This window comes from Mycobacterium sp. RTGN4 (genome assembly GCF_033804635.1).
Lineage (GTDB): Bacteria > Actinomycetota > Actinomycetes > Mycobacteriales > Mycobacteriaceae > Mycobacterium.
In genome coordinates this window covers 663,283-687,956 of sequence record NZ_JAPZLB010000001.1, presented here as the reverse complement: position 1 = coordinate 687,956, position 24,674 = coordinate 663,283, and the positions used below count along the sequence as shown (strand labels likewise).

Annotated in this window: 27 protein-coding genes; 18 read left to right on the top strand and 9 right to left on the bottom strand. The window is 66.8% G+C overall.

All coding sequences use genetic code 11. From position 1 onward, the window contains the following. Window positions 1–18 precede the first annotated feature (18 nt). Window positions 19–1,761, top strand: a complete 1,743-nt coding sequence (locus tag SLQ30_RS03375; RefSeq protein WP_319445410.1) for a proline--tRNA ligase — start codon at window positions 19–21, stop codon at window positions 1,759–1,761. Here SLQ30_RS03375 and SLQ30_RS03370 read toward each other — a convergent pair whose 3' ends face one another. Next, window positions 1,762–2,235, bottom strand: coding sequence for a ferritin-like domain-containing protein (locus SLQ30_RS03370; protein ID WP_319445409.1), 474 nt, complete (start codon window positions 2,233–2,235; stop codon window positions 1,762–1,764). Continuing rightward, a complete protein-coding gene (locus SLQ30_RS03365) occupies window positions 2,232–2,762 on the bottom strand; it encodes a hypothetical protein (RefSeq protein ID WP_319445408.1) in 531 nt (176 codons plus the stop codon). The genes SLQ30_RS03370 and SLQ30_RS03365 overlap by 4 nt, the downstream gene beginning before the upstream one ends. Before the next feature lie 154 nt (window positions 2,763–2,916). On the opposite strand from SLQ30_RS03365, the gene rimP reads away from it, so the two are divergent. The 7 genes from rimP (at window position 2,917) to SLQ30_RS03330 (ending at window position 10,621) form a co-directional block, all read left to right on the top strand. Beyond that, window positions 2,917–3,501 carry a ribosome maturation factor RimP gene (rimP, locus tag SLQ30_RS03360; protein ID WP_319445407.1) on the top strand — a complete coding sequence of 195 codons (585 nt, stop codon included), beginning with the start codon at window positions 2,917–2,919 and terminating at the stop codon, window positions 3,499–3,501. After that, a complete protein-coding gene (nusA, locus tag SLQ30_RS03355; protein WP_319445406.1) occupies window positions 3,498–4,532 on the top strand; it encodes a transcription termination factor NusA in 1,035 nt (344 codons plus the stop codon). Before rimP ends, nusA begins: the two co-directional genes overlap by 4 nt. A gap of 47 nt (window positions 4,533–4,579) precedes the next feature. Further along, on the top strand, window positions 4,580–4,957 hold the full coding sequence (locus SLQ30_RS03350) for a YlxR family protein (RefSeq protein ID WP_319445405.1): 378 nt from the start codon (window positions 4,580–4,582) through the stop codon (window positions 4,955–4,957). Between the two features lie 74 nt (window positions 4,958–5,031). Next, window positions 5,032–7,806 (top strand): translation initiation factor IF-2, encoded by a 2,775-nt coding sequence (infB, locus tag SLQ30_RS03345; RefSeq protein ID WP_319445404.1) that lies wholly within the window; start codon window positions 5,032–5,034, stop codon window positions 7,804–7,806. Then, window positions 7,806–8,321 (top strand): 30S ribosome-binding factor RbfA, encoded by a 516-nt coding sequence (gene rbfA, locus SLQ30_RS03340; RefSeq protein WP_319445403.1) that lies wholly within the window; start codon window positions 7,806–7,808, stop codon window positions 8,319–8,321. The genes infB and rbfA overlap by 1 nt, the downstream gene beginning before the upstream one ends. After that, window positions 8,296–9,297: a bifunctional oligoribonuclease/PAP phosphatase NrnA gene (locus SLQ30_RS03335; protein WP_319445402.1), complete on the top strand. Its 1,002-nt coding sequence runs from the start codon at window positions 8,296–8,298 to the stop codon at window positions 9,295–9,297. The genes rbfA and SLQ30_RS03335 overlap by 26 nt, the downstream gene beginning before the upstream one ends. Beyond that, window positions 9,290–10,621: an MATE family efflux transporter gene (locus SLQ30_RS03330; RefSeq protein WP_319445401.1), complete on the top strand. Its 1,332-nt coding sequence runs from the start codon at window positions 9,290–9,292 to the stop codon at window positions 10,619–10,621. Before SLQ30_RS03335 ends, SLQ30_RS03330 begins: the two co-directional genes overlap by 8 nt. Before the next feature lie 64 nt (window positions 10,622–10,685). Here SLQ30_RS03330 and SLQ30_RS03325 read toward each other — a convergent pair whose 3' ends face one another. The 3 genes from SLQ30_RS03325 to SLQ30_RS03315 form a co-directional block, all read right to left on the bottom strand. After that, window positions 10,686–11,522 carry a hypothetical protein gene (locus tag SLQ30_RS03325; protein ID WP_319445400.1) on the bottom strand — a complete coding sequence of 279 codons (837 nt, stop codon included), beginning with the start codon at window positions 11,520–11,522 and terminating at the stop codon, window positions 10,686–10,688. 148 nt (window positions 11,523–11,670) lie between these two features. Continuing rightward, window positions 11,671–12,234, bottom strand: a complete 564-nt coding sequence (locus SLQ30_RS03320; RefSeq protein ID WP_319445399.1) for a class I SAM-dependent methyltransferase — start codon at window positions 12,232–12,234, stop codon at window positions 11,671–11,673. A gap of 1 nt (window position 12,235) precedes the next feature. Continuing rightward, window positions 12,236–12,997: an enoyl-CoA hydratase gene (locus tag SLQ30_RS03315; RefSeq protein ID WP_319445398.1), complete on the bottom strand. Its 762-nt coding sequence runs from the start codon at window positions 12,995–12,997 to the stop codon at window positions 12,236–12,238. Window positions 12,998–13,032: 35 nt separating this feature from the next. On the opposite strand from SLQ30_RS03315, the gene SLQ30_RS03310 reads away from it, so the two are divergent. After that, window positions 13,033–13,299, top strand: coding sequence for a DUF2277 domain-containing protein (locus SLQ30_RS03310; protein WP_319445397.1), 267 nt, complete (start codon window positions 13,033–13,035; stop codon window positions 13,297–13,299). Beyond that, a complete protein-coding gene (locus SLQ30_RS03305; RefSeq protein WP_319445396.1) occupies window positions 13,296–13,844 on the top strand; it encodes a DUF1802 family protein in 549 nt (182 codons plus the stop codon). Before SLQ30_RS03310 ends, SLQ30_RS03305 begins: the two co-directional genes overlap by 4 nt. Here SLQ30_RS03305 and SLQ30_RS03300 read toward each other — a convergent pair. Continuing rightward, window positions 13,833–15,488 (bottom strand): CocE/NonD family hydrolase, encoded by a 1,656-nt coding sequence (locus SLQ30_RS03300; RefSeq protein WP_319445395.1) that lies wholly within the window; start codon window positions 15,486–15,488, stop codon window positions 13,833–13,835. The two genes, SLQ30_RS03305 and SLQ30_RS03300, sit on opposite strands and share 12 nt — an antisense overlap. A gap of 101 nt (window positions 15,489–15,589) precedes the next feature. On the opposite strand from SLQ30_RS03300, the gene SLQ30_RS03295 reads away from it, so the two are divergent. Further along, complete coding sequence (locus SLQ30_RS03295; RefSeq protein ID WP_319445394.1) at window positions 15,590–16,720, top strand: sulfotransferase; 1,131 nt, start codon at window positions 15,590–15,592, stop codon at window positions 16,718–16,720. Window positions 16,721–16,729: 9 nt separating this feature from the next. Continuing rightward, complete coding sequence (locus tag SLQ30_RS03290) at window positions 16,730–17,791, top strand: hypothetical protein (RefSeq protein ID WP_319445393.1); 1,062 nt, start codon at window positions 16,730–16,732, stop codon at window positions 17,789–17,791. On the opposite strand, the gene SLQ30_RS03285 is transcribed toward SLQ30_RS03290, so the two are convergent. Next, complete coding sequence (locus SLQ30_RS03285) at window positions 17,788–18,372, bottom strand: DUF3558 domain-containing protein (RefSeq protein WP_319445392.1); 585 nt, start codon at window positions 18,370–18,372, stop codon at window positions 17,788–17,790. The two genes, SLQ30_RS03290 and SLQ30_RS03285, sit on opposite strands and share 4 nt — an antisense overlap. A gap of 166 nt (window positions 18,373–18,538) precedes the next feature. On the opposite strand from SLQ30_RS03285, the gene SLQ30_RS03280 reads away from it, so the two are divergent. The 4 genes from SLQ30_RS03280 to SLQ30_RS03265 all read left to right on the top strand — a co-directional run bounded on the left by SLQ30_RS03280 (window position 18,539) and on the right by SLQ30_RS03265 (window position 21,750). Continuing rightward, on the top strand, window positions 18,539–19,495 hold the full coding sequence (locus SLQ30_RS03280) for a metallophosphoesterase (protein WP_319445391.1): 957 nt from the start codon (window positions 18,539–18,541) through the stop codon (window positions 19,493–19,495). After that, window positions 19,492–20,151, top strand: a complete 660-nt coding sequence (locus SLQ30_RS03275) for a 4'-phosphopantetheinyl transferase (RefSeq protein WP_319445390.1) — start codon at window positions 19,492–19,494, stop codon at window positions 20,149–20,151. The genes SLQ30_RS03280 and SLQ30_RS03275 overlap by 4 nt, the downstream gene beginning before the upstream one ends. Then, window positions 20,148–21,035 (top strand): tRNA pseudouridine(55) synthase TruB, encoded by an 888-nt coding sequence (truB, locus tag SLQ30_RS03270; protein ID WP_319445389.1) that lies wholly within the window; start codon window positions 20,148–20,150, stop codon window positions 21,033–21,035. Before SLQ30_RS03275 ends, truB begins: the two co-directional genes overlap by 4 nt. A gap of 64 nt (window positions 21,036–21,099) precedes the next feature. Continuing rightward, window positions 21,100–21,750 (top strand): TetR/AcrR family transcriptional regulator, encoded by a 651-nt coding sequence (locus SLQ30_RS03265; RefSeq protein ID WP_319445388.1) that lies wholly within the window; start codon window positions 21,100–21,102, stop codon window positions 21,748–21,750. A gap of 238 nt (window positions 21,751–21,988) precedes the next feature. Here the strand turns inward: SLQ30_RS03265 and SLQ30_RS03260 are convergent, their stop codons facing one another. Both SLQ30_RS03260 and mntR read right to left on the bottom strand, forming a co-directional pair. Then, window positions 21,989–22,462 carry a hypothetical protein gene (locus SLQ30_RS03260; protein ID WP_319445387.1) on the bottom strand — a complete coding sequence of 158 codons (474 nt, stop codon included), beginning with the start codon at window positions 22,460–22,462 and terminating at the stop codon, window positions 21,989–21,991. Between the two features lie 85 nt (window positions 22,463–22,547). Then, complete coding sequence (gene mntR / locus SLQ30_RS03255; RefSeq protein WP_319445386.1) at window positions 22,548–23,243, bottom strand: manganese-binding transcriptional regulator MntR; 696 nt, start codon at window positions 23,241–23,243, stop codon at window positions 22,548–22,550. Window positions 23,244–23,324: 81 nt separating this feature from the next. Between mntR and SLQ30_RS03250 the strand changes: the two genes are divergently transcribed. Together SLQ30_RS03250 and rpsO are read left to right on the top strand one after the other, a co-directional pair. Continuing rightward, the gene (locus SLQ30_RS03250) at window positions 23,325–24,299 is read left to right on the top strand and encodes a bifunctional riboflavin kinase/FAD synthetase (protein WP_319445385.1); all 975 of its coding nucleotides are present in this window, start codon (window positions 23,325–23,327) and stop codon (window positions 24,297–24,299) included. A 97-nt stretch (window positions 24,300–24,396) separates the two neighbouring features. Then, a complete protein-coding gene (rpsO, locus tag SLQ30_RS03245; protein ID WP_319445384.1) occupies window positions 24,397–24,666 on the top strand; it encodes a 30S ribosomal protein S15 in 270 nt (89 codons plus the stop codon). The last annotated feature ends 8 nt before the right edge of the window (window positions 24,667–24,674 follow it).

Below are 24,674 nucleotides of genomic sequence, written 5' to 3'. Positions count from 1 at the left end.
TAGCTAGGGTTGTCGGCTGTGATCACCCGCATGTCAGAGCTGTTCCTGCGCACGCTGCGCGATGACCCTGCCGACGCAGAAGTGCCGAGCCACAAGCTGCTGATCCGGGCGGGTTACGTCCGACCCATCGGACCGGGGTTGTACAGCTGGCTGCCGCTTGGATTGCGGGTGCTGCGGAAGATCGAAGCGGTCGTGCGCAGTGAGATGAATGCCATTGGGGCACAGGAGATCCTGTTTCCCGCCCTGCTGCCGCGTGGCCCGTACGAGACGACGAACCGCTGGACAGAGTACGGCGACGGCGTCTTTCGGCTGAAGGACCGACGTGGCAACGACTACATGCTTGGCCCGACCCACGAGGAGTTCTTCACGCTGACGGTCAAGGGGGAGTACTCGTCGTACAAGGACTTCCCGCTGCGGCTGTACCAGATTCAGACCAAGTACCGCGACGAGGCCCGCCCTCGAGCAGGCATTTTGCGCGGCCGCGAGTTCATCATGAAGGACTCGTACTCGTTCGACGTCGACGACGACGGGCTCAAGTCCGCGTACCACGCGCATCGTGAGGCGTACCAGAAGATCTTCGACCGGCTCGCGGTGCGCTACGTCATCGTGTCTGCGGTCTCGGGTGCGATGGGTGGCAGCGCGTCCGAGGAGTTCCTGGCCGAGAGCGACGTGGGCGAGGACACCTACGTGCGGTGCCTCGAGTCGGGCTACGCCGCCAACGTCGAGGCCGTCATCACCGCGGTTCCCGACTCGATCCCGTTCGACGGGCTGCCCGACGCCGTGGTGCACGACACTCCGGACACTCCGACCATCGCCACGTTGGTCGACTGGGCCAACGGCGCGGGGCTCGACAAGCCGATCACGGCCGCGGACACGCTGAAGAACGTGCTGCTGAAGGTGCGCGAGCCGGGCGGGGAATGGGAACTGCTCGCCGTCGGGGTGCCTGGCGACCGCGAAGTCGACGACAAACGCCTCGGTGCCGCGCTGGAACCGGCCGAGTACGCCATGGCCGACGATGCCGACTTCGCCAAGTACCCATTCCTTGTGAAGGGTTACATCGGCCCGAAGGCCCTGCTGGCCAACGGAGTTCGCTACCTGGTCGACCCGCGCGTGGTCGACGGGACGTCGTGGATCACCGGCGCCGACGAGCAGGGCCGCCACGTCATCGGACTCGTCGCAGGCCGCGACTTCACGCCCGACGGCACCATCGAGGCGGCCGAGGTTCGGGCAGGTGACCTATCCCCGGACGGTGCCGGCGAGCTGGTGGCCGCCCGCGGGATCGAGATAGGTCACGTCTTCCAGCTGGGCCGCAAGTACGCCGACGCCTTCTCCGCCGACGTGCTCGGCGAGAACGGCAAGCCGGTGCGGCTCACCATGGGCTCGTACGGCGTCGGGGTGTCCCGCCTGGTCGCGGTGATCGCCGAGCAGCATCACGACGAGTTGGGGTTGCGGTGGCCCGCGTCGGTGTCGCCGTTCGACGTGCACGTCGTCATCGCCAACAAGGACGCGGAGGCGGTGACCGGCGCCGGCGAGTTGGCCGGCGAACTCGATCGGTTGGGCCTCGAGGTGTTGTTCGACGATCGCAAGGCGTCTCCCGGAGTCAAGTTCAAGGACGCCGAGTTGCTGGGTGTGCCGTGGCTCGTCGTGGTCGGCCGCGGCTGGGCCAACGGTGTCGTCGAGCTTCGCAACCGGTTCACCGGAGCGAACCTCGAAATCGCGGTCGATGGCGCGGCACTGGCCATCGTGGAAGCCCTCGGTTAGCTACTCGCTGCCGCCGGGGAAGGCGACGGTGGTCGGTCGCGTGCCGACCACCGCCCGCCACTTGGCTGCGGTGACCGAGGACTCCGTCAGCGCAGTCACCGCAAACGCGCGGTCCTCGTTGGTGGTGGCCTGCTCCAGCACCGCTCGCCAGGCCACCGCGGAGTCCTCCTCCATGCGCACGGCCATCTTCGCGGCGTCCACCGGGCTGTCCACCACGATGGGCATCTGATACCCAGGGGCAGGCAACGGCGGTGCCACGTTGCGTGCGGCGAGTCGCGCGATGGCCTGCTCACGGCGGGCCCGGTGCTCGGCCATGGCCGCGGCCACCAGATCGTTGGCGTCCGGTGTCGAGTGTGCAGACACCAGCCCGTAGCCGTAGATCACCCCATGCTCTCCCGCGACTGCGTCGAACAGGGCGGCATTGGCGGGGTCCGCGGGACGCGAGGGCGTCGGCGCGCCCGATGGTGAGGTCATGAGTCCGGCGCTCCCAACCCCACGGCGTAGGCCGCGGTACAGGCTGCCGAAATGGAGCCGAGCAGGCCTGCCCGGTAACCCGACTGCTGTGCCGCCACCTGGGCGGCGCCGTCGGCCGACTGCCGCAGGGCCGCGACGACGTCCTTGGGGCTCGGCGGCTTGGGCGGCGGCCCTGACGTGGTCGTGGCGGTGGTCGGGGCGGAGGACGTCGCGCTGGTGGAGGTCGACCAGCCCGTCGAGGACGGGCCGAGCATGCGGGTCAGTTCGTCGGACAACGCCTGGGCGTGAGCGGCGCGTTCCGCGGCGACGGTGGTGAGCGTCGCGGCGATTTGCGAGGGCGCAGCGGTCGCGGCCGCGGCGGCCAACTGGTTGTCCGAGCGAGCGCGCTCGAGTTGTGCGACGAGCGCGTCGACGTCCGGTCGGGGTACGGGCTTACCGCAGGCCGTGGCCGCAGTGCCGAGCACCGCCAGCGCCGCTGCACCGAGCAGGATGCGCCGCCTGCTGACGGGGGGAAGCGGGCGTGGCACAGCAACATCCTGCCATTGCTTCTGGGCTGTGGATTCGCTGGCGGCCGCCGCGCGTTTGCCAGTTGGCCCTGTCGTGCTGGCGTATCGTTGATACTCGATTTCCAAGATCGCCTATAGCGATCGTGTCAGTACAACTCAAGATGAGGAGCTCGCCGTGGCATCGGACGCACCGCTGCGGTCTGCGCGACTGCCGTCGCAGCAGCAGGTGATGGAGCTACTCGACGGTGAGTTCACGCGCGCAGGATTCGAACTGGCGGACGTCGTCGTCGAAGCCTCGTCGCGACCGGCCCGCATCGTCGTGATCGCCGACGGCGACGAGCTGCCGGACCTGGAAGCCATCGCCGCCCTGTCCCGCTCGTCCTCCGAACTGCTGGACAAGCTGGAGGATTCGGACCCGTACGTGCTCGAAGTGACCACACCTGGGGTGGACCGGCCGCTGAAGGCCGAACGCCACTACCGGCGGGCGCGTGGACGCAAGGTGGATCTCGAGCTGTCCGACGGCACCCAATTGACCGGGCGGCTGGGCGAACTCGCAGAAGGCGTGGTGGCGCTAGTCGTGGCGGGAAAGCGGCAGGGGGACTACACCGTGCGAGAATTTCCTCTCGTCGAAATCGTGAAAGCCGTTGTCCAGGTTGATTTTTCAACGCCAAACCCGCGCGAGCTCGAGTTGGCCGGAGGCCAACTGGGAGACGACCGGGGCATTCATTCGACGCAGTCCGGAAAGGAGGCCGACGCGTGAACATCGACATGGCGGCATTGCATGCCATCGAGGCCGAGAAGGGGATCGCGGTCGACGTCGTCATCGACACCATCAAGACGGCGTTGCTGACCGCCTACCGTCACACCGAGGGGCACGAGGCGGACGCCCACATCGAGATCGACCGCAAGACCGGGGTCGTACAGGTGATGGCGCGCGAGACCGACGAAGACGGCAACCTGATCAACGAATGGGACGACACCCCAGAGGGTTTCGGCCGTATCGCGGCGACGACCGCCCGCCAGGTCATCCTTCAGCGGCTGCGCGATGCCGAGAACGAAAAGAACTACGGCGAGTTCTCCGCGCGCGAGGGCGACATCGTCGCGGGTGTCATTCAGCGCAGTGCAGGAGCCAACGCCAGGGGTCTGGTCATCGTGCGGGTGGGCACCGAAGCGAAGGGATCCGAAGGGGTCATCCCTGCCGCCGAGCAGGTGCCCGGCGAACGGTACGAGCACGGTGAACGGCTGCGCTGCTACGTGGTCGGCGTCACCCGCGGTGCAAGGCAGCCGATGATCACGCTGTCGCGCACGCACCCGAACCTGGTGCGCAAGCTCTTCTCGCTGGAGGTGCCGGAGATCGCCGACGGATCCGTCGAGATCGTCGCCGTCGCCCGGGAAGCGGGCCATCGGTCCAAGATCGCGGTCACGACCCGCGTGCCGGGGCTCAACGCCAAGGGCGCATGCATAGGCCCCATGGGTCAGCGGGTGCGCAACGTCATGAGCGAATTGTCCGGCGAGAAGATCGACATCATCGACTTCGACGAGGATCCCGCCCGTTTCGTGGCCAACGCACTCTCGCCGGCGAAGGTGATGTCGGTGTCCGTCATCGACGAGGCCGCGCGGGCCGCCCGCGTCGTGGTGCCCGACTTCCAGCTGTCGCTGGCGATCGGCAAGGAAGGGCAGAACGCCAGGCTGGCGGCACGGCTCACCGGGTGGCGCATCGACATCCGAAGCGATGCCGAAGCGCCCCAGCCCGAGGCGGAGGCCAGTCCTTCGACGGCGGTCGAGGGATAGCTCGACACACGATTCTGTCTGCGACAACAGTGGCGCTAGACTGAACCGTGATCCAGCGCGAGACTTCGTCTGCTCACGTGCGCCGTCACCCCGATGACTCTGTCGGTCCAGTGCGGACGTGTGTGGGATGCCGAAGGCGAGCTCTGGCCGTCGAACTGCTTCGAGTAGCTGCGGTCAGCGACGGGAACGGCGCGTGCGTCGTCACCGTTGACTCAGCGGGTAATCTGCCCGGGCGGGGTGCGTGGTTGCATCCCGACCAGCAGTGCCTACGCGAAGCGATTCGGCGGCGAGCGTTCGTTCGAGCGTTGAGGATCACCGGCACGCCGGACACCTCCGCGGTGGTCGAGTGGTTTGACGGGATGTCCCGCGACCGCGAGACCGCCACGGCAACAGAACAGGTAGCGAAGAACATGAGCACACCGTGAAGTTCCGATGACCATGCGTCATAGCTAAACCCGAGGCGCGGCCTACTGCTGTCGCCTCCTAGACAGGAGATGTAGTGGCAGGCAAGGCCCGCGTACACGAGTTGGCTAAGGAACTCGGTGTTACCAGCAAGGAAGTACTCGCCCGACTGAGCGAACAGGGCGAATTCGTCAAATCAGCGTCGTCAACCGTCGAAGCGCCCGTCGCGCGCCGGTTGCGCGAAGCGTTCGGCGGCAGCAAGCCGGCGAAGGCGGCAGGCAACGGTGCAGGCGCACCGTCCGCGCCACCGGCCAAGCCGGCTCCCGCTGCCAGTGCACCCAAGCCCGCAGGTCCGAAGCCTGCCGTGCCCACCCCGCCACCGCCAGCCGCTCCCGCGGCGCCGGTGGCGGAGGCGGAGGCGGCGCCCACTGCACCCGAGGCGCCCGCAGCGCCTCCGGCGGCGAGCGAGCCCGGGCAGGCCCCAAGTGCCGCTCCCGGTACCCCCAGCCCGCGGCCGGGGCCCGTTCCCGGTGCGCCGAAGCCCGCCGCGCGGACGCCGCGCGTCGGAAACAACCCGTTCTCGTCGCAGACGCCCGTCGAGCGGCCCGCCCCGCGGCCCCCGCAGGGCGCAGGCGCACCACCCCGTCCGGGCGGCCCCCCGCGACCGGGTGGCGGACCACGTCCCGGTGCCACCCCAGGCAACATGCCGCCCCGTCCGCCAGGTGCGCGGCCAGGAGCTCCCGGTCGTCCCGGTGGAGCGCGTCCCGCCCCCGGCGGTCGTGGTCCCGGTGGTGGCGGCGGTCGTCCCGGTGGCCCCCCCGGCGCAGGCGGCGGCGGTAACTACCGCGGCGGCGGAGCTGGTGGCGGTGCAGGTGGCGGTGCTCCCGCAGGTGCGGGTGGTTTCCGCGGTCGCCCCGGTGGCGGCGGCGGTGGTCGTCCAGGCCAGCGCGGCGGCGCGGCCGGTGCGTTCGGTCGCCCCGGTGGCGCAGTCCGGCGTGGTCGCAAGTCGAAGCGGGCGAAACGCGCCGAATACGAGAACATGCAGGCACCGGTCGTCGGTGGCGTGCGGTTGCCGCACGGCAACGGCGAAACCATCCGGTTGGCCCGTGGCGCGTCGCTTGTCGACTTCGCCGAGAAGATCGACGCCAACCCGGCCGCGCTGGTGCAGGCGTTGTTCAACCTCGGCGAGATGGTGACTGCCACCCAGTCCGTCGGTGACGAGACCCTGGAGCTGCTCGGCAGCGAGATGAACTACGTCGTGCAGGTCGTCAGCCCCGAGGACGAGGACCGCGAACTGCTGCAGTCCTTCGACCTCACCTATGGCGAGGACGAGGGCGGCGAGGAAGATCTCGAGTTCCGTCCGCCGGTGGTGACTGTCATGGGTCACGTCGACCACGGCAAGACCCGACTGCTGGACACCATCCGCAACGCCACCGTCCGCGAGGGCGAGGCCGGTGGCATCACCCAGCACATCGGCGCCTACCAGGTCGCCGTCGAGCACGACGGCAACGAGCGGCCGATCACCTTCATCGACACCCCCGGTCACGAGGCGTTCACCGCCATGCGTGCCCGTGGCGCGAAGGCCACCGACATCGCGATCCTCGTGGTCGCGGCCGACGACGGCGTCATGCCGCAGACGGTGGAGGCCATCAACCACGCGCAGGCGGCCGACGTGCCGATCGTGGTGGCGGTCAACAAGATCGACAAGGAAGGCGCGGATCCGCAACGCATCCGGTCGCAGCTCACCGAGTACAACCTGGTGGCTGAGGACTTCGGTGGCGAGACGATGTTCGTCGACATCTCGGCCAAGCAGGGCACCAACATCGAGGCGTTGCTCGAAGCGGTGCTGTTGACCGCCGATGCCACGCTGGACCTTCGGGCGAACCCCGACATGGAGGCCCAGGGCGTCGCGATCGAGGCACACCTGGACCGCGGTCGCGGCCCGGTGGCCACCGTGCTGATTCAGCGCGGCACGCTGCGGGTCGGCGACTCGATCGTGGCAGGCGATGCCTACGGTCGAGTCCGTCGCATGGTCGACGAACACGGCGAGGACGTCCACGACGCGCTGCCGTCGCGGCCGGTTCAGGTCATCGGCTTCACGTCAGTGCCAGGCGCTGGTGACAACCTGCTCGTCGTCGACGAGGATCGCACCGCCCGCCAGATCGCCGACCGGCGCAGCGCGCGCAAGCGCAACGCACTGGCGGCACGCACCCGCAAGCGCATCAGCCTGGACGATCTTGATGCAGCGCTGAAGGAAACCAGCCAGCTGAACCTGATCCTGAAGGGCGACAACTCCGGCACCGTCGAGGCGCTGGAGGAGGCCCTGCTCGGTATCGACATCGGCGACGAGGTCGAACTGCGCGTCATCGACCGCGGCGTCGGTGGTGTCACCGAGACCAACGTCAACCTGGCGTCGGCCTCGAATGCCATCATCATCGGGTTCAACGTCCGTGCCGAGGGCAAGGCGACCGAACTGGCCAACCGCGAGGGTGTCGACATTCGGTACTACTCGGTGATCTACCAGGCCATCGACGAGATCCAGGCCGCGCTCAAGGGCATGCTCAAGCCGATCTACGAGGAGAAGGAACTCGGCCGCGCCGAGATCCGGGCGATCTTCCGGTCGTCCAAGGTCGGCAACATCGCCGGCTGCCTCGTCACCTCGGGCATCATCCGGCGCAACGCAAAGGCGCGCCTGCTCCGCGACAACGTCGTGGTGGCCGAGACGGTCACCATCTCGTCGCTGAAGCGGGAGAAGGACGACGCCACTGAGGTCCGCGACGGTTACGAGTGTGGTCTGACTCTGACGTACAACGACATCAAGGAAGGCGACGTCATCGAGGCCTACGAGCTCGTGGAGAAGGCGCGCACCTAATGGTTGATGTCGGACGGGCACGCCGGCTCTCCAAGCGCATCGGCACCATCGTCGCCTCGGCCATCGAGTTCGAGATCAAGGATCCGCCCCTGGCCTTCGTGACCATCACGGACACGAAGGTCACGGGCGACCTGCACGACGCGACGGTGTACTACACCGTGCGCGGCGACACGCTGGCCGACGAACCGGACTACGAAGGTGCCGCTGCGGCGCTCGAGCGCGCCAAGGGCATTCTCCGATCCAAGGTCGGGGCGGGCACCGGCGTTCGGTTCACGCCGACACTGGCGTTCGTGCTGGACACGGTTCCGGAAACCTCGGCGCACATGAATGAGTTGCTGGCCCGCGCGAAGGCTGCGGATGCCGACGTGGCACGAATTCGGCAGGGCGCCACACCGGCAGGGGACGCCGACCCGTACCGTGTGTCTGGGGTGGAGGACGACAGCGGGGGATCGGACGACGGCTCGGCCGTGTTTGACACTGAGGAAACCGGTGACCGCGATCGAACCGAAGACTGAGCCGGCCACCGAACCACGCGTCCGCGTCGATGCCCGCGGCGCCGCGGATCTGCTTGAGGCCGCTCAGACGATCAGCGTGGTCTGCCACGTCTACCCCGATGCCGATACATTGGGCGCGGGGCTGGCGCTGGCGCTGGTGCTCGAGCGGGTGGGCAAGGCCGTCGAGGTCGGTTTCGCCGCACCGTCGACGTTGCCCGAATCGTTGCAGTCGCTGCCTGGTGCCGAACTCCTGGTGGCACCAGGGGACATGCGCCGCGATCCCGACCTGGTGGTGACCGTCGACATCCCCAGCGTGAACCGGCTGGGGGCGCTGCAGGCGCTCGCCGATGCAGGCCGCGAGGTGCTGGTCATCGATCACCACGCGTCCAACGAACTATTCGGGACGGCCAATTACGTCGATCCATCGGCCGACTCCACCACGATGCTGGTCGCCGATCTGCTCGACGCCTGGGACAAGCCGATCGACCTGCGCGTCGCGCACTGTCTCTACGCCGGGCTCACCACGGACACCGGATCGTTTCGGTGGGCCACCCCCCGCGCACATCGGCTCGCGGCGCGGCTGGTGGAACTCGGCGTCGACAACGCCGCCGTCAGCCGGGCCCTGATGGACAGTCATCCGTTCTCATGGCTGCCCATGCTGGCTCGGGTACTGTCCTCGGCGCAGTTGTCGCGCGATGCGGTCGGCGGGCGCGGATTCGTGTATGCCGTTGTCGGACATGAGGAGTGGGCCAACGCCCGCCCTGAAGAGGTCGAGAGCATCGTCGACATCGTGCGCACCACCCAGCAGGCGGAGGTGGCCGCGGTGTTCAAGGAGATCGAACCGCAGCGCTGGTCGGTGTCGATGCGCGCCAAGACGTTCGACCTCGCGACGGTCGCGAGTTCCTTTGGGGGCGGCGGACATCGACTCGCTGCCGGGTACTCGGCAACTGGTCCGGCCGACGTTGTCGTAAAGGCTCTCGAGGTCGCGCTTGGCTGAGCCGGCCGACCAGCCTGCGCCGCCTGCCACCACTCGACGCATCGCCGGGCTGGCGCTTCCCGCCCTCGGGGTGTTGGCCGCCGAACCCCTCTATCTGCTGTTCGACATCGCGGTCGTGGGTCGACTCGGCGCCGTCAGCCTCGCCGGCCTGGCCATCGGCGGCCTCATCCTCGCGTTGGTGTCGTCGCAACTGACATTCCTCTCGTACGGGACGACCGCACGCGCCGCCCGGTTCTTCGGTGCGGGGAACCGGGTTTCGGCCGTCGGTGAGGGCGTGCAGGCCACCTGGCTCGCCGTCGGACTCGGGGCGCTGATCGTGGTCACCGTCCAGGCCGCGGCGGTGCCGCTGCTCCGCGTGATTGCCGGTGGCGGTGAGATTGCCGACATGGCGCTGCCGTGGCTGCGAATCGCCATTCTCGGAGCGCCGGCCATTCTGATCTCGTTGGCAGGCAACGGCTGGATGCGCGGCGTGCAGGACACGGCCAGGCCGCTGCGCTTCGTCGTGGTGGGGTTCGCACTGTCTGCGGCGCTGTGCCCCACGCTGGTCTACGGCTGGCTGGGGATGCCGCGTCTTGGGCTGGTCGGTTCGGCGGTCGCCAACCTGGCCGGGCAGTGGCTGGCGGCGTTGTTCTTCTGTCGGGCGCTGCTGGTCGAACGGGCACCGTTGCGCATCGACATGGTCGTGTTGCGGGCTCAGGTGGTGATGGGCCGGGATTTGGTGGTGCGCACCATGGCCTTTCAGATTTGCTTCGTCTCGGCCGCCGCGGTGGCTGCCCGATTCGGCGCAGCTGCGGTCGCCGCGCATCAGGTGGTGCTGCAGCTGTGGAGTTTCCTTGCGTTGGTGCTTGATTCGCTGGCGATCGCCGCGCAGTCGCTCGTCGGCGCGGCACTCGGCGCAGGCCAGTTGGCCCACGCCAAGTCGGTCGCGTGGCGCGTGACGATCTTCTCGACTGTTGCCGCGGCAGTGCTTGCCGCGGTGTTCGCGCTCGGTGCCTCGGTGTTTCCGCAGCTGTTCACCACGGACCGGTCGGTACTCGACGTCATCGGTGTGCCGTGGTGGTTTCTCGTCGCGCAATTGCCGGTGGCGGGAATCGTGTTCGCGCTTGACGGTGTCCTGCTTGGAGCTGGCGACGCGCGTTTCATGCGCAACGCGACCCTGGCCAGTGCGCTACTCGGGTTCCTGCCGCTGATCTGGCTTTCCCTGGCGTTCGGCTGGGGTCTGGTCGGCATCTGGTCGGGGCTGACCACGTTCATGGTGTTGCGCCTGGCGTTCGCAGGCTGGCGGGCGTGGTCGGGTAGTTGGCTGGTGGCGGGAACTGGCTAGCGCAGCGCTCTGCCACGGCCCGGCTGGAACCGGGCCGTGGCAGCCGCTGCCGGTCAGCTGCTTGCTAGACGTCCGCCGAGCCGCCGCCGAGCGGAACGCTCGCGCCCTTGAAGGTGCCGGTGCACGTCGCCTCGATGTGGTAGCTGGTCCCGAGCGGAGGAGCCTTCTCCCCGTTGAGCGCGCCCGTCCCCTTGGCCTTGACCTGGACGGTCTTTCTGATCGTCGGCAGAACGTTGAGCGGATCCAACGAGGTCGGCGATGCGACGTAGTCACACGAGCCTGCGACATCAGAGGAGTTGGTGAACTTGATGTTGAGCTTCGAACCCGCCTGCTGGACGTCCATCGTGATGGAATCCGGCGACGGCGGTGGAACTTCCTTCTCCACCACGGGGCAGGTATCAGCGACCGGAACGGGAGCGCCGCCTTCGCATGGTTTGGTCTGCGCCGCCACCGGAGGGGTGTCGACCTTGGGCGCAGCCGCTGGTGCACCGAACACGATGGTCACGACGTCGACCTCCCTGTCCTCGTGGCGGATGAAGCCCACGCCGAACTCGGTGAAGTCGCAGTTGCTGATGAGGCCTCCGGCACCCCTTGAATAGGCGCTGGTCGTCGCAGCGGCTTGAGGATCACCCGAACCGAGGAATGCAAGCGTCCTACCGTTGTAGCCGGCGGGTTGGCCGTCTACGGGATTTTCCGATCTCGCGTAGGCCTGAGCGGCGCCTTCGAGGACGCCGTTGTAATTGAGTGCCGGGCACCGAGCAGGGCGGTCTTTCTTGACGGTTTGGATGATCGCGTCAAGTGGATCAGCGTGCGCGCTCGGAGCCACCACCATCGCGGATAGTGCGGAAGCGGCCAGTGCGGTCGCCAAGGCCAGTGAAGCGGACGTGCGTGTTCTGGTCATAACGGTCTCCCCTGAGGATCGGTGCTGGGCACCTCCAGTGGGTTGCCAGCATTCGTTCAGGGATTGAAACTAGCCCGGGGACGAGCGTCGATAAATCGGGTGTTTCCCTATCATTCGATCGTTTTCGCAGGTACCGGGGTTGCCCGGCTCAAGCTTTGCGCGCGAGCACGGCCCAGCCGTACGGATTGGTGCGCACGTCGACGTCGGTGAAGCCGACGGCCGCCAATCGGTCCGGGAGCGTTGACGGCTCGACGGGGTGATAGGTGTCGTCCTCGTGATGGGCCGCGAGTTCATCGCTTCCCAGGCTGTCGCTGGCCACCAGTGCGCCGCCTGGCCGCAGCACGCGGGCGATCTCACCGAAGAGCTGGTTTTGGAGGTCGTCGGACGGCACGTGATGCAGCATCGTGAAACATGCTGCACCGGTGAAACTTCCGTCTGCATAGGCCAGCGTCGTCGCGTCGGCGTTGACGATCTCGACCGAAGGTACTGCGGCGAAGCGCTCACCCAACATGGCGGCGAGCTCGGGATCGATCTCGACCGAGGTCAGCTTCGGCACGGTCTGGCTGAGCACGTCCGTCGTGGCTCCGTAGCCCGGACCGACCTCGAGCACGTCGTCTCCGAGGTCGGTTTCGCCCAACGCCCACGGAAGGATGACTTCGCGGATCGCCTGGCGCCACTCGTCGCTGCCGCACATTTCGTGTGCCTTGTTCATCTCAGCGCACCTGCGCCCGTCCGCGTTCCAGCACCGCGGATCTGTTGGCCGCGATGTCGTCACCGGTGGCCACGCGCATCCACTGGGTAGCCGAGGTCGCCTCGATCCATAGTCCCGCGCTGGTTTGTTGGTCGTCGATGCGGTGATAGGACTCGAGCAGGGCACGAACCGCGCGTTGGTTGTTGCCGACGATCGACGCGGCGACGTTGCGTGCTGTCGGCAGAAGGTCATCGTGGGCCACGACTTCGGTGACCAAGCCTGCGCGCAGGGCGTCCTGGGCCGAAAGGTAGTCGCCGGTCATGCTCATCCGCCGCGCGAGCCCGACGCCGACCTTCTGCGGTAACCGCACGGACAGGCCCCAGGTCGGGAGTAACCCGACGCGGGCGTGGGTGTCGGCGAACCGGGCATGCTCCGAGGCGATCAGAATGTCGCAGTACAGCGCGAGTTCGAGCCCACCGGTGACCGCCGCGCCGTTGATGGCCCCGATGACCGGTTTGGTCATCGCTGGCCACTTCGGGGAGATGTCCGGCAGTTGGGTGGTGTCACCCAGTTCCTTGAGGTCCAGGCCGGCGCAGAACACCGGGTCGGACCCGGTCACGATCACGACGTCGATGTCGTCGTCGGCCTGCGCGTCTCGAAGCGCGCCGTAGAAGCCGGTGCGCAGCGCAGCGGACAAGGCATTGCGCGACTGCGGGCGGTGCAACGTCAGCGTGCGGACGCGGTCGGTGGTGTCAACGAGGAGCACGTCTTCGTGTTCAGGCATGACCACACCGTATCGAGTCGACCTATGGTTGAAGCATGTGCCGCAACATCACGGAGTTGCGCGGGCTGGAACCCGCCGCGTCCGCAGAGGAGATCGAGGCCGCATCGCGTCAGTACGTTCGGAAGGTCAGCGGGCTCACCCGCCCGACCGGCGCCAACGTCGACGCGTTCGAGGCCGCCGTCGCCGAGGTCACCGCAACCACCACCCGGCTGTTGTCCGAACTGGCGCCGCGACGTCAGCCGCCGAAGACGGTGCCGCCGCTGCGCCGCCCCGAGGTCCGGGCCCGACTCGCGGCGAAGTGAGTACTCCCGCGCTCAAGGAGTGGAGCGCGGCGGTGCACGCGATGCTCGACGGAAGGCAGTCGGTGCTGCTGCGCAAGGGCGGCATCCACGAGAAGCGGTTCGCCGTGGCCGCACCGGAGTTCGTGTTCTTTCCGACGGTCGCGCACGGCCACCGCGAGCGGGTGCGCCCCGAACACCGCGAGTTGCTCGACGTCGCCGCGGCGGATAGCACCGACGATGCGGTCACGGTACGGGCCGGCGCGAAAGTGGTTGCCGCCGTTGCGGTGAACCGTCCGGACGGGCTTGACGAGATGGCCGAGCTGCACATCTGGACTCCTGAGTCCGTGCAGGCCGACCGGCTGGACTTCCGGCCTCGGCATCGGCTGACGGTTCTTGTGGTGCAGGCCATTCCGCTCGTCGAGCCGGTGCGGCTGCTGCGCACGCCGGAGTATGCGGGCTGCGTCAGCTGGGTCGACGTGCCGTTGCGCCCGCGGTGGGGCACACCCGTCCACGACGACGAAGCGCTCGTCGAGCTCGCCGATCGGGTGCGTAACTCAGTGGGCTGACGGCGGCTGCGTTCCGGTGGGCAGCAGCAGGCGCGAGACTCCGCCCTCGCCGTGATGCACGGTGTGGCTGGCTGACTTCATCGACCGACCGCTGATGACGGGTTCCCCTGTGCCGAGATTTCTGGCGAAGCGGGGGTGCGAGCCGCCAGCGATCACCACCCGGATGCGCGAGCCTGCGCGGAAGCGATACGCGACAGGGTCGAGTTCCAGCCGCAGCGGAGCTCCGGAATATTCTGTCAGCCTTCGGAATCCGTCCGTGACGTTATGTGAGCGGCCCTTGGCGTCGACCTCGCTGACGCGGACGAAGACGTCGTGGTTGGGGTTGTCGCACGAATGAGAAAGTTCGACGTGGGGCGTGCCGACCACATAGAGGTCGGCAGGAAGTGGATCGCCGGTGAAGTCGAGCACGTCGGCGCGCTTGGCCAGCGCGCTGTCGTCGCGGTATCCACCTTCGTTGGACAGCAACCGACCACCGATGGTCGGCGTCGGGTCGGCCGGGTCGTAGGTGAAGGTCGACGGCGCGGCGGTGCCAACCGGCGGACTTTCCGAAAGTCGGTGGGCGGGTTGCAGATACAGCACCTGATCAGTCATGGAAGGCGCCCAGTCGGGTAGGTCGATCCATCCGTCGTTGGTGACGTGGATCCGCACCGGACTGCGTGTCTGCGCCGGTTGTCCGCGCAGGTGGGTGTCCAGCCACGCCAGGGTTTCGCGGATCACGGTGGGTGCGCCGACGGACATCAACTGGGTGTGAATCCAGGACCCGACCGTCAGCGCCGTGGTGACGTTGCGGTCGCTTAGGCGGCGGTACTGCTCGAGGGTCTGTTGGAGGAACAGATCCTGCCAACCGCTGAGCAGCAGCACGGGGACGTCGACTCGGTCGAGCGCCTCGTTGACCCTCAGCGCGTCCCAGAACGGATCGTCGGCATCGGGGTGACTGAGCCAGGATTCGTACCAGGTCGCACCGGTGCCCAGCAGTTCCCGGCCGGTTTCCCCAAGGGGCAGTTGGTAAGACGCGCGGTTCACGGTCCGAGGCATGGTGAACTGCCGGACTCCGGCGCGAATGCGGTTGGGGTCTTCCTGATGAGCGGCCATGGCGCTCCAGCCGAGGAAGTCATTCAGCGAGAACGAGCCGGTGCCCCAGGAGGAGGCGTTGAAGTCGTGGGGACCGACCGAGATGATTGCGGCCTTCAGTTCAGGTGGAGGATCGGTCAACAGTGCCCACTGGGTGAAGCCCAGGTACGACAGGCCCACGGTGGCGAAGGAACCGGTGAACCAGGGCTGAGTGCGCAGCCAGCCCACGGTGTCGGCGCCGTCGGCGACCTCGTTGACCATGGGGATGAATTCGCCGCCCGAACCGAACGTGCCGCGCACGCTCTGAAGCACCACGTGGTAGCCGCGCGCCGCGTAGACACTGCCGAACAAAGTGGACATCGGGAAACCACGGCCGTAGGGACACCTGACCAGCAGGGTGCCCGCCGGATCGGACGTGGTGGGGACGAAGTGCGTGGCAAGGAGTTCGACACCGTCGCGCATGGGGATTCGGACGTCGCGCCGCACCGCGAAGTCCGATGTCGGGGGAGGTATGTGAATCAACCGGGCCAGGGTGCGGGCGGCGAGCCGCCGCGGGTGCAGTCGGGAGGGCACGCTTGCAGATTACGCACGCGGCGGTTGGTCCTGTTGGGAGCGCTTGACGGGCCCGTCGTATTAGGGGCAGTGTACTGTCTCGAATATCTGAGGAGGCGGTCGTGGCTTCACCGAACGAGTTGTTGCAGCACGCTGTCACCAAGACCGGGTTGGACGACTTCGGCGACGACTCGTTTCGCGATGGGCTGGAACTCCTGCTCCGCGGGTTGGAGGCTGCTCGACTCAACGCCCGCGGGGAGGGATTCCTCTACCCCCGCATCGTCGGCTACCTGGAGCAGCGCCTTCACGTCGAAGACTGGTACCGCAGGCATCCCGAGATCGATGACATCGTGATTGAAGCGCCGCTGTTCGGCCTCGGTCTGCCACGCACCGGTTCGACGGCGCTGTCGTGCCTGCTCGCTCAGGATCCGAACGTCAGATACGTGCGGCGGTGGGAGTCGGCGGAGCCGTGCCCGCCGTCATCGACCGTTCGGGGCGTCGATCCACGCATACCCGAAGATGACCCTGTGGTGGTCGGCAGTCGGTTCCACGTGCCGCACAACATGCACGATCCGATGGAGTGCCTCGACATCATGGCGATGGACTTCAAATCACAGATCTACCAAGCCTTTGCCACCATCCCGGAGTACTCGGACTGGCTGGTCTCCGATGCCGACTTCACGTCAACCTACCGGTTCGAGAAGCGGGTTTTGAAGCTCATGCAATTTGGCGAGCGGCCGCGCCCGTGGCGGCTGAAGTCGCCTTCGCACGTGTTGTCGCTCGACGCGCTCGACACCGTGTTTCCCGACGCGCGGTTCGTCATGACCCACCGCGACCCCACCGATGTGTTGTTGTCGGTGGTCGATCTGTACGCCGACATGGTCAGCGGATTCAGCGATCACGTCGACCGCCCGTATCTGGGGCGGCTCAACGTCGAACAGTGGTCGGTGGGAATGGAGCGAGCGGTGAAGTTCCGCGACGGCGGTGCTGATCACCGGTTCTACGACATCGACTTTCGCGCCATTGCGGCCGACCCGATATCCGAGGTGCGGGGGTTGTACGCGTGGCTCGGGGAACCGGTCGGCCCCGAGTTCGAACTGCAGATGACGAGTTGGTGGGAGCACAACGCCGAAAACCGCGAGCCGAGTCAACGCGCCGATCCGGCCGACTTCGGACTCGACCTCGAGGCCGTCCGACCACTGTTCGCCACCTACGCCGAACACGTGCCGCGCTGGATCAACCAGGAAGGGTGACACACAGCCATGGCAATCGATTTGACCGGAGGCATCGACCCGCAACGGGAGCTACCGTTCGCCGAGCGGCCCGACAACCCGGAAATGCGGGACTCGGTGAGCTTCTGGGTTTTCGACGACCGCGGCGAGCTCGGCCTGCCCCGTGTCGGCATCGAGGCGGTCGCGTCCAACTGGGATGCGCACCAAATTCAGGTCAACGTGGCGTTCCCCGACGGCCGCGTGTTTCGGCTGCGCGAGGATGCTGCCACCCGACCCGTCGAAGGACCCGACGGACGGCCGACCGTGCTCGGCGCCGGGCCGTTGGCGTTCACGTGCGTGCGCGAGTTCGATACGTGGCGAATGACTTTCGACGGGAAGGCGATGCAGACGTCGTCCGCGGACCTGGTCGAGGGGCGCAAAACCGGTCCGCTGGTCGACGTCCGATTCGACGTCGAGGCCGTGCTGGCCGTGCCGCCGTGGGTGCAAGGTGCGCTCGACGCCAAGTCGGGGACTGCGCTCAAGACGTCCCTGGTGGGCGATCTGATGGGCGGGCCCCGCTACGAACAGCTGTTCCGGGCGTCCGGTGCGCTGCAGGTCGGGGACGAGCGCCACACGTTCACCGGCAGCGGGCTGCGTATCCGCCGCCAGGGCGTCCGCAAGCTCGAGGGATTCTGGGGGCACTGCTGGCAGTCGGCGTTGTTCCCCAGTGGCCGCGGCTTCGGATACATCGCCTATCCGCCGCGACCCGACGGAGAGCCGGCGTTCAACGAGGGTTACGTGTTCTCCGGTGACGGCGCGCTGATCCCGGCCCGGGTGGTCGAGGCGCCGTGGCTGCGCAGGCTTCAGCCGCTCGGCGAGGACGTCTCGCTGGTGCTGGAAACTGCCGACGGCACCGTCCGAATCGCGGGGGAGACCGTGTTGTCGACCCACGACATCACCGATCCGAGCGAGCTATCCGACGAAATGCGGGTGCTGACGGCGAACTGGTCGTTCCCGGCGCTCCAGCAGGCCGGGGTGCGCTACACGTGGGACGGCGAGCAGTCGATCGGCATGCTCGAACGCTCGATCCCGAAGGACCAGTTAGTCGGCTAGAACTTGTAGTACGGCACCAACTGGTTCGCCCGTTGCAGATTTGTCTGAAGGCAGTCGGGGTTGTCGGCGGACTCGATCGGCGAGTAGAACAGCGACTGCTGAAGCACGCCGTAGCTGGTCTTGAACGCGATCATGCAGGTCACCCACCATCGGTCGTTCCAGTCGGTCGGCTTCATGATCCAGTACTGCGCGGCGCGATGGCCTCCGATGTTCAACTCGACCGCGTCCGCGGGCAGGGTGGCCTCGTAGGTGCGCCACACGAACGCCTCCACGGCCATCTGATAGTTGCCCGCGTCGTAGTGGCACCGCAGCCCGTCCTCGTGTTCGGGTGGGGTGAACATCAATCCAATGTTTTGGATGACGTCGAGCGGAATGTCCTCGCACGCGTCGAATGGGCGAGGGTTCACCGTCTCGATGACCGGCCACTTGATCGACGTGGAGACGTTGCTCATGGGCGCTGAGGTGGACCGCAGATCGACTCGGTCGGCGCCAGGCGCGCCGAGGGGATTGGTCTGCCAGACGACGATGACCGCCGCGATCAGCGCACATGCCGCCGAGAGCAGGCGCAGTTTGGCGGCCATCAATTCCCCCTGCCGTCATGGCGGTTCCGCGGCATGCGTACTCGTCCAGATCTGTTGGCCATTGCCGGGAGTGTACAAGTTCGGCTCCACCGGACCTACCGGAAATGAGAACATGTTCTAGTTGCCGGGTCCACCGATTCGCGCGGCGCAAGTAGGCTGAGCTGTTGTGTCTGCTCCGTCGCGCGAACATCGCCATCCGACGCTCTGGGCTGTCAGTGATCTCCACATCGGACACACCGGCAACAAGCCGGTCACCGAGTCCCTGCATCCGGCCACGCCCGACGACTGGTTGATTGTCGCCGGGGACGTCGCCGAGCGCACCGATGACATCCGATGGTCGCTCGACCTCCTGCGCAAGCGTTTCGCCAAGGTCATCTGGGTGCCGGGCAACCACGAACTGTGGACCACGAGCAAGGACCCGATGCAGATCTTCGGGCGCGCCCGTTACGACTACCTGGTCAACATGTGCGACGAAATGGGCATCGTCACCCCGGAGCATCCCTTTCCCGTGTGGACCGAGGAGGGCGGGCCGGCGACCATCGTCCCGATGTTTCTGCTCTACGACTACACGTTCCTGCCCGAGGGCACGGCCACGAAGGCCGAGGGGCTCGCAGTCGCGCGCGAGCGCAACGTCGTGGGCACAGACGAATTCCTGCTGTCCGCCGAGCCCTATGCCACGCGCGACGCCTGGTGCCGCGACCGCGTGAAGCTCACCCGGGAGAAGCTCGAGGACCTGGACTGGTTGACGCCGCCGATCCTGGTCAACCACTTCCCGCTGGTTCGCGAACCCTGCGACGCGATGTTCTACCCCGAGTTCGCCATGTGGTGCGGCACCACCGCCACTAGCGACTGGCACACCCGCTACAACGCGCTGTGCTCGGTGTACGGCCACCTGCACATTCCTCGGACCACCTGGTACGACGGCGTGCGCTTCGAGGAAGTCTCGGTCGGCTACCCGCGAGAGTGGCGGCGCCGCAAGCCGTATCGCTGGTTACGTCAGATCCTGCCTGACCCGAGGTATGCGCCCGGTTATCTCAACGAGTTCGGCGGCCACTTCGAGATCACGCCCGAGATGCGGACCAACGCGCAGAAGATGCAGCAGCGCATCAAGGACAGGCGATGAGCCTCTTGACAGGGGTGCTGCCCTCGGTGGTGGCGACGGCCGAACTCTACGATGATCCGCCCGACCTGGCCCCACTGCCCGAAGAGGAGCCGTTGATCGCCCGTTCGGTGGCCAAGCGGCGCAACGAGTTCGTGACCGTCCGGTACTGCGCGCGCCAGGCGCTGGGGGACCTGGGGCTGCCACCCGCGCCGATCCTCAAGGGGGACAAGGGCGAACCGTGCTGGCCCGACGGAGTGGTGGGAAGCTTGACGCACTGCGCGGGCTTTCGCGGCGCCGTCGTCGGCCTGGCGGCCGACGTGCGTTCGCTTGGCATCGACGCAGAGCCGCACGACGTGCTGCCCGACGGCGTACTCGGTGCCATCAGTCTGCCCGGTGAGCGTCACGAACTCGCCGTGCTGCCCGATGGGCTGCATTGGGATCGAATCCTGTTCTGCGCCAAGGAAGCCACCTACAAGGCGTGGTATCCGTTGACACATCGCTGGTTGGGATTCGAGGACGCGCACATCTCTTTCACGGTCGACGGCTCGGGGGCGGGGGGCACGTTCTCATCGCGCATCCTGATCGACCCGGCCGCTGAATCCGGTCCGCCGCTGAACATCTTGGCCGGGCGCTGGTCGGTCACCGACGGCATCGCGCTGACGGCCATCGCGCTGTGAGCGCCCCAGCACCGGGCCTCGTCGTCGTCGACAAGCCTCCTGGCATGACGAGCCACGACGTGGTCGGCCGCTGCAGACGCATCTTCGGCACCAGGAAGGTGGGGCACGCGGGCACGCTGGACCCCATGGCGACCGGCGTGCTGGTCATCGGCATCGAACGGGCCACCAAGCTTCTCGGGTTGCTCACGGCAACCGACAAGTCGTATGCAGGCACCATTCGGCTTGGCCAGACCACATCCACGGAAGACGCAGAAGGTGAAGTGCTGCAGTCGATTCCGGCCGATCAGGTGACCGCAGCCGAGCTCGAGTCCGCGGTGGCCGCGCTGCGCGGTGACATCGATCAGGTTCCGTCGGCCGTCAGTGCGATCAAGGTCGACGGCCAACGCGCCTACAAGCTTGCCAGGGAGGGCAAGCCGGTGGAGCTGGCTTCGCGCAAGGTGCGCATCGCGCGCTTCGACGTTCGCGAGGTCCGGCGGGACGGCCCGTTCGTCGACGTCGACGTCGAGGTGGATTGTTCCTCGGGCACCTACATCCGGGCACTGGCACGTGACGTCGGCGCTGCGCTCGGTGTCGGTGGTCATTTAACGGCGTTGCGGCGCACCAGGGTCGGCAATTTCGGCCTCGACGAGGCGCGCACGCTCGACGAACTCGCTGACGCACCTGCGCTGAGCTACTCGCTCGATGAGGCCTGCCTACTCGGGTTTCTCCGCCGTGAGCTGACGGCCGAGGAGGTCGAGCATGCCCGGCATGGTCGTGCGTTGAAGCCCGCTGGCATCGAGGGCGTCTACGCCGCGACTGCGTCGGACGGCCGCGTCATCGCGCTGCTCTCGGACGATGGCGGCAGGACGCGCTCGGTGGTCGTCATACGGCCCGCCACGTTGTAGTGGGACAAACACGGCGCCGAGAAACTGGTCTCCACCGACCAGCCAAGCGGTACTCTCCGCAGCGATGACGAAGGCCGGCAACGGAAGTCCAGATAGCGCGGTACTGCGCGGCGCGCGGCGAACGCAGGCCGAGCGCAGCGCCGCCATGCGGCAGCGTCTGCTCGATGCCACTGTCGACTGCCTGGTGGCCTACGGATATGCAGGCACCACCACCATGCGCGTCGCCGAGAAGGCCGGTGTCACCCGGGGCGCTCAGATCCACCACTTTCCGGCCAAGGTAGATCTGGTGGTCGCGGCGATCGAGCACCTTGCACATCAGCGGGCCAAAAAGGCCATGAGTGATCTGGGTCTGATCGATCAGAACCCAGACACTGCGAATGCGATCTTGGACTTCTTGTGGTCCCTCCACGAAGGGCCGCTCTTCGTCGCGACGATCGAATTGTGGATCGCATCACGGACCGACAGAGTGCTGGGCGTTCAGATCGAGCGCGTGGAGCCAATCGTCAACGCTGGTGTGTTTGCCGCCATCGCTCAGATCCTGCCCGACGAAGCCGCCAGACGAGACCTGCGCCATGCGACGTACACGGCCATGGACGCGATCCGCGGGTTGCGGATCTCGAGCTTCGTGGACGGCGACGACGACCGTTTACTGCGTCGCTGGGCGCGCGCCCGCTCCCGGCTACGAAACGACATCGAAATGGCGCTGAACAGCTGACGCGTTGCTTGGATTCAATCCAGAATGTATGTTGGCTAGGTGGCTTTGGGGAGGTGCCACCTCTGTTCGGGGGCGCCGCTCTTTTGCGGCGCCTCCGGACACCGGAGTGGCAGTGCCGTCGAGGAGCAACTTCGCTACTCGTCGCAAATTCCGCGCCCATTCTGGACCGCCGTTGCGGACCATCCGGTCGGAGCCGCCGGGTCACGGGTGGCGTTGCTGTAAGGCTCGCACACCGCGATTAGGTTTGCTCCGTGTAGGTCAGGGCGTGTTCCTCGTCGTCGAGTTCGAATTCGCACAGCGACGCAAGCCTGCCGGCTTGGCATTCGCCGGCGACGAGCCGCGACCACTCGTATCGCTCGCCGTCCGGTCCGACTGCTTCGCGTTCCAATCGGGCGACGAACCGACGGGACGACTGCCAGCAGGTAGCCGAAAGCCACGTTCGTACCGAAGAAACCATGTCGCCGAGGTCATCGAAACTAGCCCGAAGCTCGGCGGCCGAGCGTTTCGGAAATGCGGTGCGGGTGCGGTTGTCGACGTGTAGGTCGGGAGCGACGAGCTTGGCGAACATGCGGTCGAAATCGTTGCGGTTCATGGCGTTCAAGATCTCGGTCAGCAGTGTGCCCGACTCTGCGTACGACGATCCCTCGCCTGCGTAGTACCGCCGCTCGAATTCACGATAGGCACTCTCGAAGTCGTCCTCGTCCAAGATCAATGTTACGGAGTCGAGCGGATTCGGCGAGCATTTCGGCGACGTCAATTATTCGTCGGCATCAACCTCGGAAGGCAACCTCGGGAAGCTAGGCGACGACCCAAATCGCTTCTGCCGCAGGACTTCCCAGGTCCACTGTGGTAGTGCCGTCTGCTGCAGAGTTCTCTACGGCTACCGAGATCATGCCCGCGAAATCGCGGCGGGCGAGCACCTTCAGCCGGGAATCCAGACTGATCCCCACGCTGTCGAAGTACCTCAGCATCTCCGGGTCGGAGTCCGAGATGCGTGCCACGGTCCCGGTATCGCCGTCCCGGCATACCGACAGTTGCCGCGCGTCGGGCGTCGGCACCCGGCCGTCGGCAGCAGGTATCGGGTCCCCGTGGGGATCACGTGTGGGGAAGCCCAACTTGGCGTCGATGCGCGTCAGCATCAGGTCGGACACCGCGTGCTCGAGCACCTCGGCCTCGTCGTGGACCTCGTCCCAGCTGTACCCGAGCTCGTTGACCAGGAAGGTCTCCATCAAACGGTGGCGACGGACCATCGCCAGCGCGGCACTGCGACCCGCGTCGGTGAGCGTGACCGCGCCGTACTTCTCGTGGTCGACCAGACCCTGGTCGGCGAGCTTGCGGATCGACTCCGATGCGGTGCTGGCGGACACCCCGATGCGCTCGGCCAGCATCTTGGTGCTGACCTTTTCCAGTGACCATTCCTGGGCGGTCCAGATCACCTTCAGATAGTCCTGAGCCACCGTCGAAAGGTCGCGCTGGTTACCGTCAGGACTCACGCTCGCCAAGTTTAGGCAATCATTACCCCATCTGGGGATCTCGCGCCGCCGTGGCGACGGTCGCGTCGTAGGCTTGCGGTCGTGCAGCGCTGGCGGGGTCAGGATGAGATCCCCACGGACTGGGGCAGATGCGTCGTCACTATCGGCGTGTTCGACGGTGTACACCGTGGACATGCGGAGTTGATCAATCACGCGGTGAAGGCAGGTCGATCGCGTGGGGTTCCGACCGTGTTGATGACATTCGACCCCCATCCCATGGAAGTCGTCTTCCCAGGTAGTCATCCCGCGCAGCTGACCACCCTGACGCGGCGCGCGGAACTGGTCGAGGAGATGGGCGTCGACGTCTTCCTGGTCGTGCCCTTCACCTCGGACTTCATGAAGCTGACCCCCGATCGCTACATCCACGAACTGCTCGTCGAACGTCTGCACGTCGTCGAGGTGGTCGTGGGGGACAACTTCACGTTCGGCAAGAAGGCCGCGGGCAACGTCGCGATGCTGCGCAAGGCCGGGGAGCGCTTCGGCTTCGCCGTCGAGAGCATGTCTCTGGTAGCGGAGCATCACCGCGACGAGACCGTCACGTTTTCGTCGACCTACATCCGGTCCTGCGTCGACGCCGGAGACGTGGTGGCAGCCACGGAAGCACTCGGCCGCCCGCACCGCGTCGAGGGTGTCGTGGTCCGCGGCGACGGCCGAGGCAAGGGGCTGGGCTTTCCCACCGCCAATGTGGCGCCCCCGATGTTTTCCGCGATCCCGGCCGACGGGGTATACGCCGCCTGGTTCACGGTGCTGGGTCACGGACCGGTGGTGGGCACCGTCATCCCTGGTGAGCGCTATCAGGCCGCGGTGTCCGTCGGCACCAACCCGACGTTCTCCGGCCGGACCCGCACCGTGGAGGCGTTCGTGCTGGACACCGACGCCGACCTCTATGGTCAGCACGTCGCCGTCGATTTCGTCGCGCGGATCAGGGGTCAGGAGAAGTTCGATGGGATCGACGATCTCATCGCGGCGATGGGCGGAGACACCGCCAAGGCCCGCACGATTCTTTCTGCGCAGTAGAACGCTGTTAGACTTCGCCACGACCAAGCGCGCGCTGCAGTTCGCGGCGGCCGTGCGTTCATTCATCCTCGCGGACTGAAATAGATGGAGTTGTTTCGTGGCGCTTACCACCGAACAGAAGAAGGAAATCCTCGGCCAGTACGGCCTCCACGACACTGATACCGGGTCTCCGGAAGCTCAGGTCGCGATGCTCTCCAAGCGCATCTCCGATCTGACCGAGCACCTCAAGGTGCACCGGCACGATCACCACTCGCGTCGCGGGCTGCTGCTCCTGGTGGGGCGCCGCAAGCGGCTGCTGAAGTACATCGAGAAGGTCGACGTGGAGCGCTACCGCACGCTCATCGGCCGGCTCGGCCTGCGCCGCTGACGCACGTT

Excerpts from the sequence above, each read along its gene's own strand:
- SLQ30_RS03370 (WP_319445409.1), bottom strand. The coding sequence starts at position 2,235 with ATGACCTCACCATCGGGCGCGCCGACGCCCTCGCGTCCCGCGGACCCC.
- rbfA (WP_319445403.1), top strand. The coding sequence starts at position 7,806 with ATGGTTGATGTCGGACGGGCACGCCGGCTCTCCAAGCGCATCGGCACC.
- SLQ30_RS03325 (WP_319445400.1), bottom strand. The coding sequence starts at position 11,522 with ATGACCAGAACACGCACGTCCGCTTCACTGGCCTTGGCGACCGCACTG.
- SLQ30_RS03320 (WP_319445399.1), bottom strand. The coding sequence starts at position 12,234 with ATGAACAAGGCACACGAAATGTGCGGCAGCGACGAGTGGCGCCAGGCG.
- SLQ30_RS03315 (WP_319445398.1), bottom strand. The coding sequence starts at position 12,997 with ATGCCTGAACACGAAGACGTGCTCCTCGTTGACACCACCGACCGCGTC.
- SLQ30_RS03310 (WP_319445397.1), top strand. The coding sequence starts at position 13,033 with ATGTGCCGCAACATCACGGAGTTGCGCGGGCTGGAACCCGCCGCGTCC.
- SLQ30_RS03290 (WP_319445393.1), top strand. The coding sequence starts at position 16,730 with ATGGCAATCGATTTGACCGGAGGCATCGACCCGCAACGGGAGCTACCG.
- SLQ30_RS03285 (WP_319445392.1), bottom strand. The coding sequence starts at position 18,372 with ATGGCCGCCAAACTGCGCCTGCTCTCGGCGGCATGTGCGCTGATCGCG.
- SLQ30_RS03275 (WP_319445390.1), top strand. The coding sequence starts at position 19,492 with ATGAGCCTCTTGACAGGGGTGCTGCCCTCGGTGGTGGCGACGGCCGAA.
- SLQ30_RS03265 (WP_319445388.1), top strand. The coding sequence starts at position 21,100 with ATGACGAAGGCCGGCAACGGAAGTCCAGATAGCGCGGTACTGCGCGGC.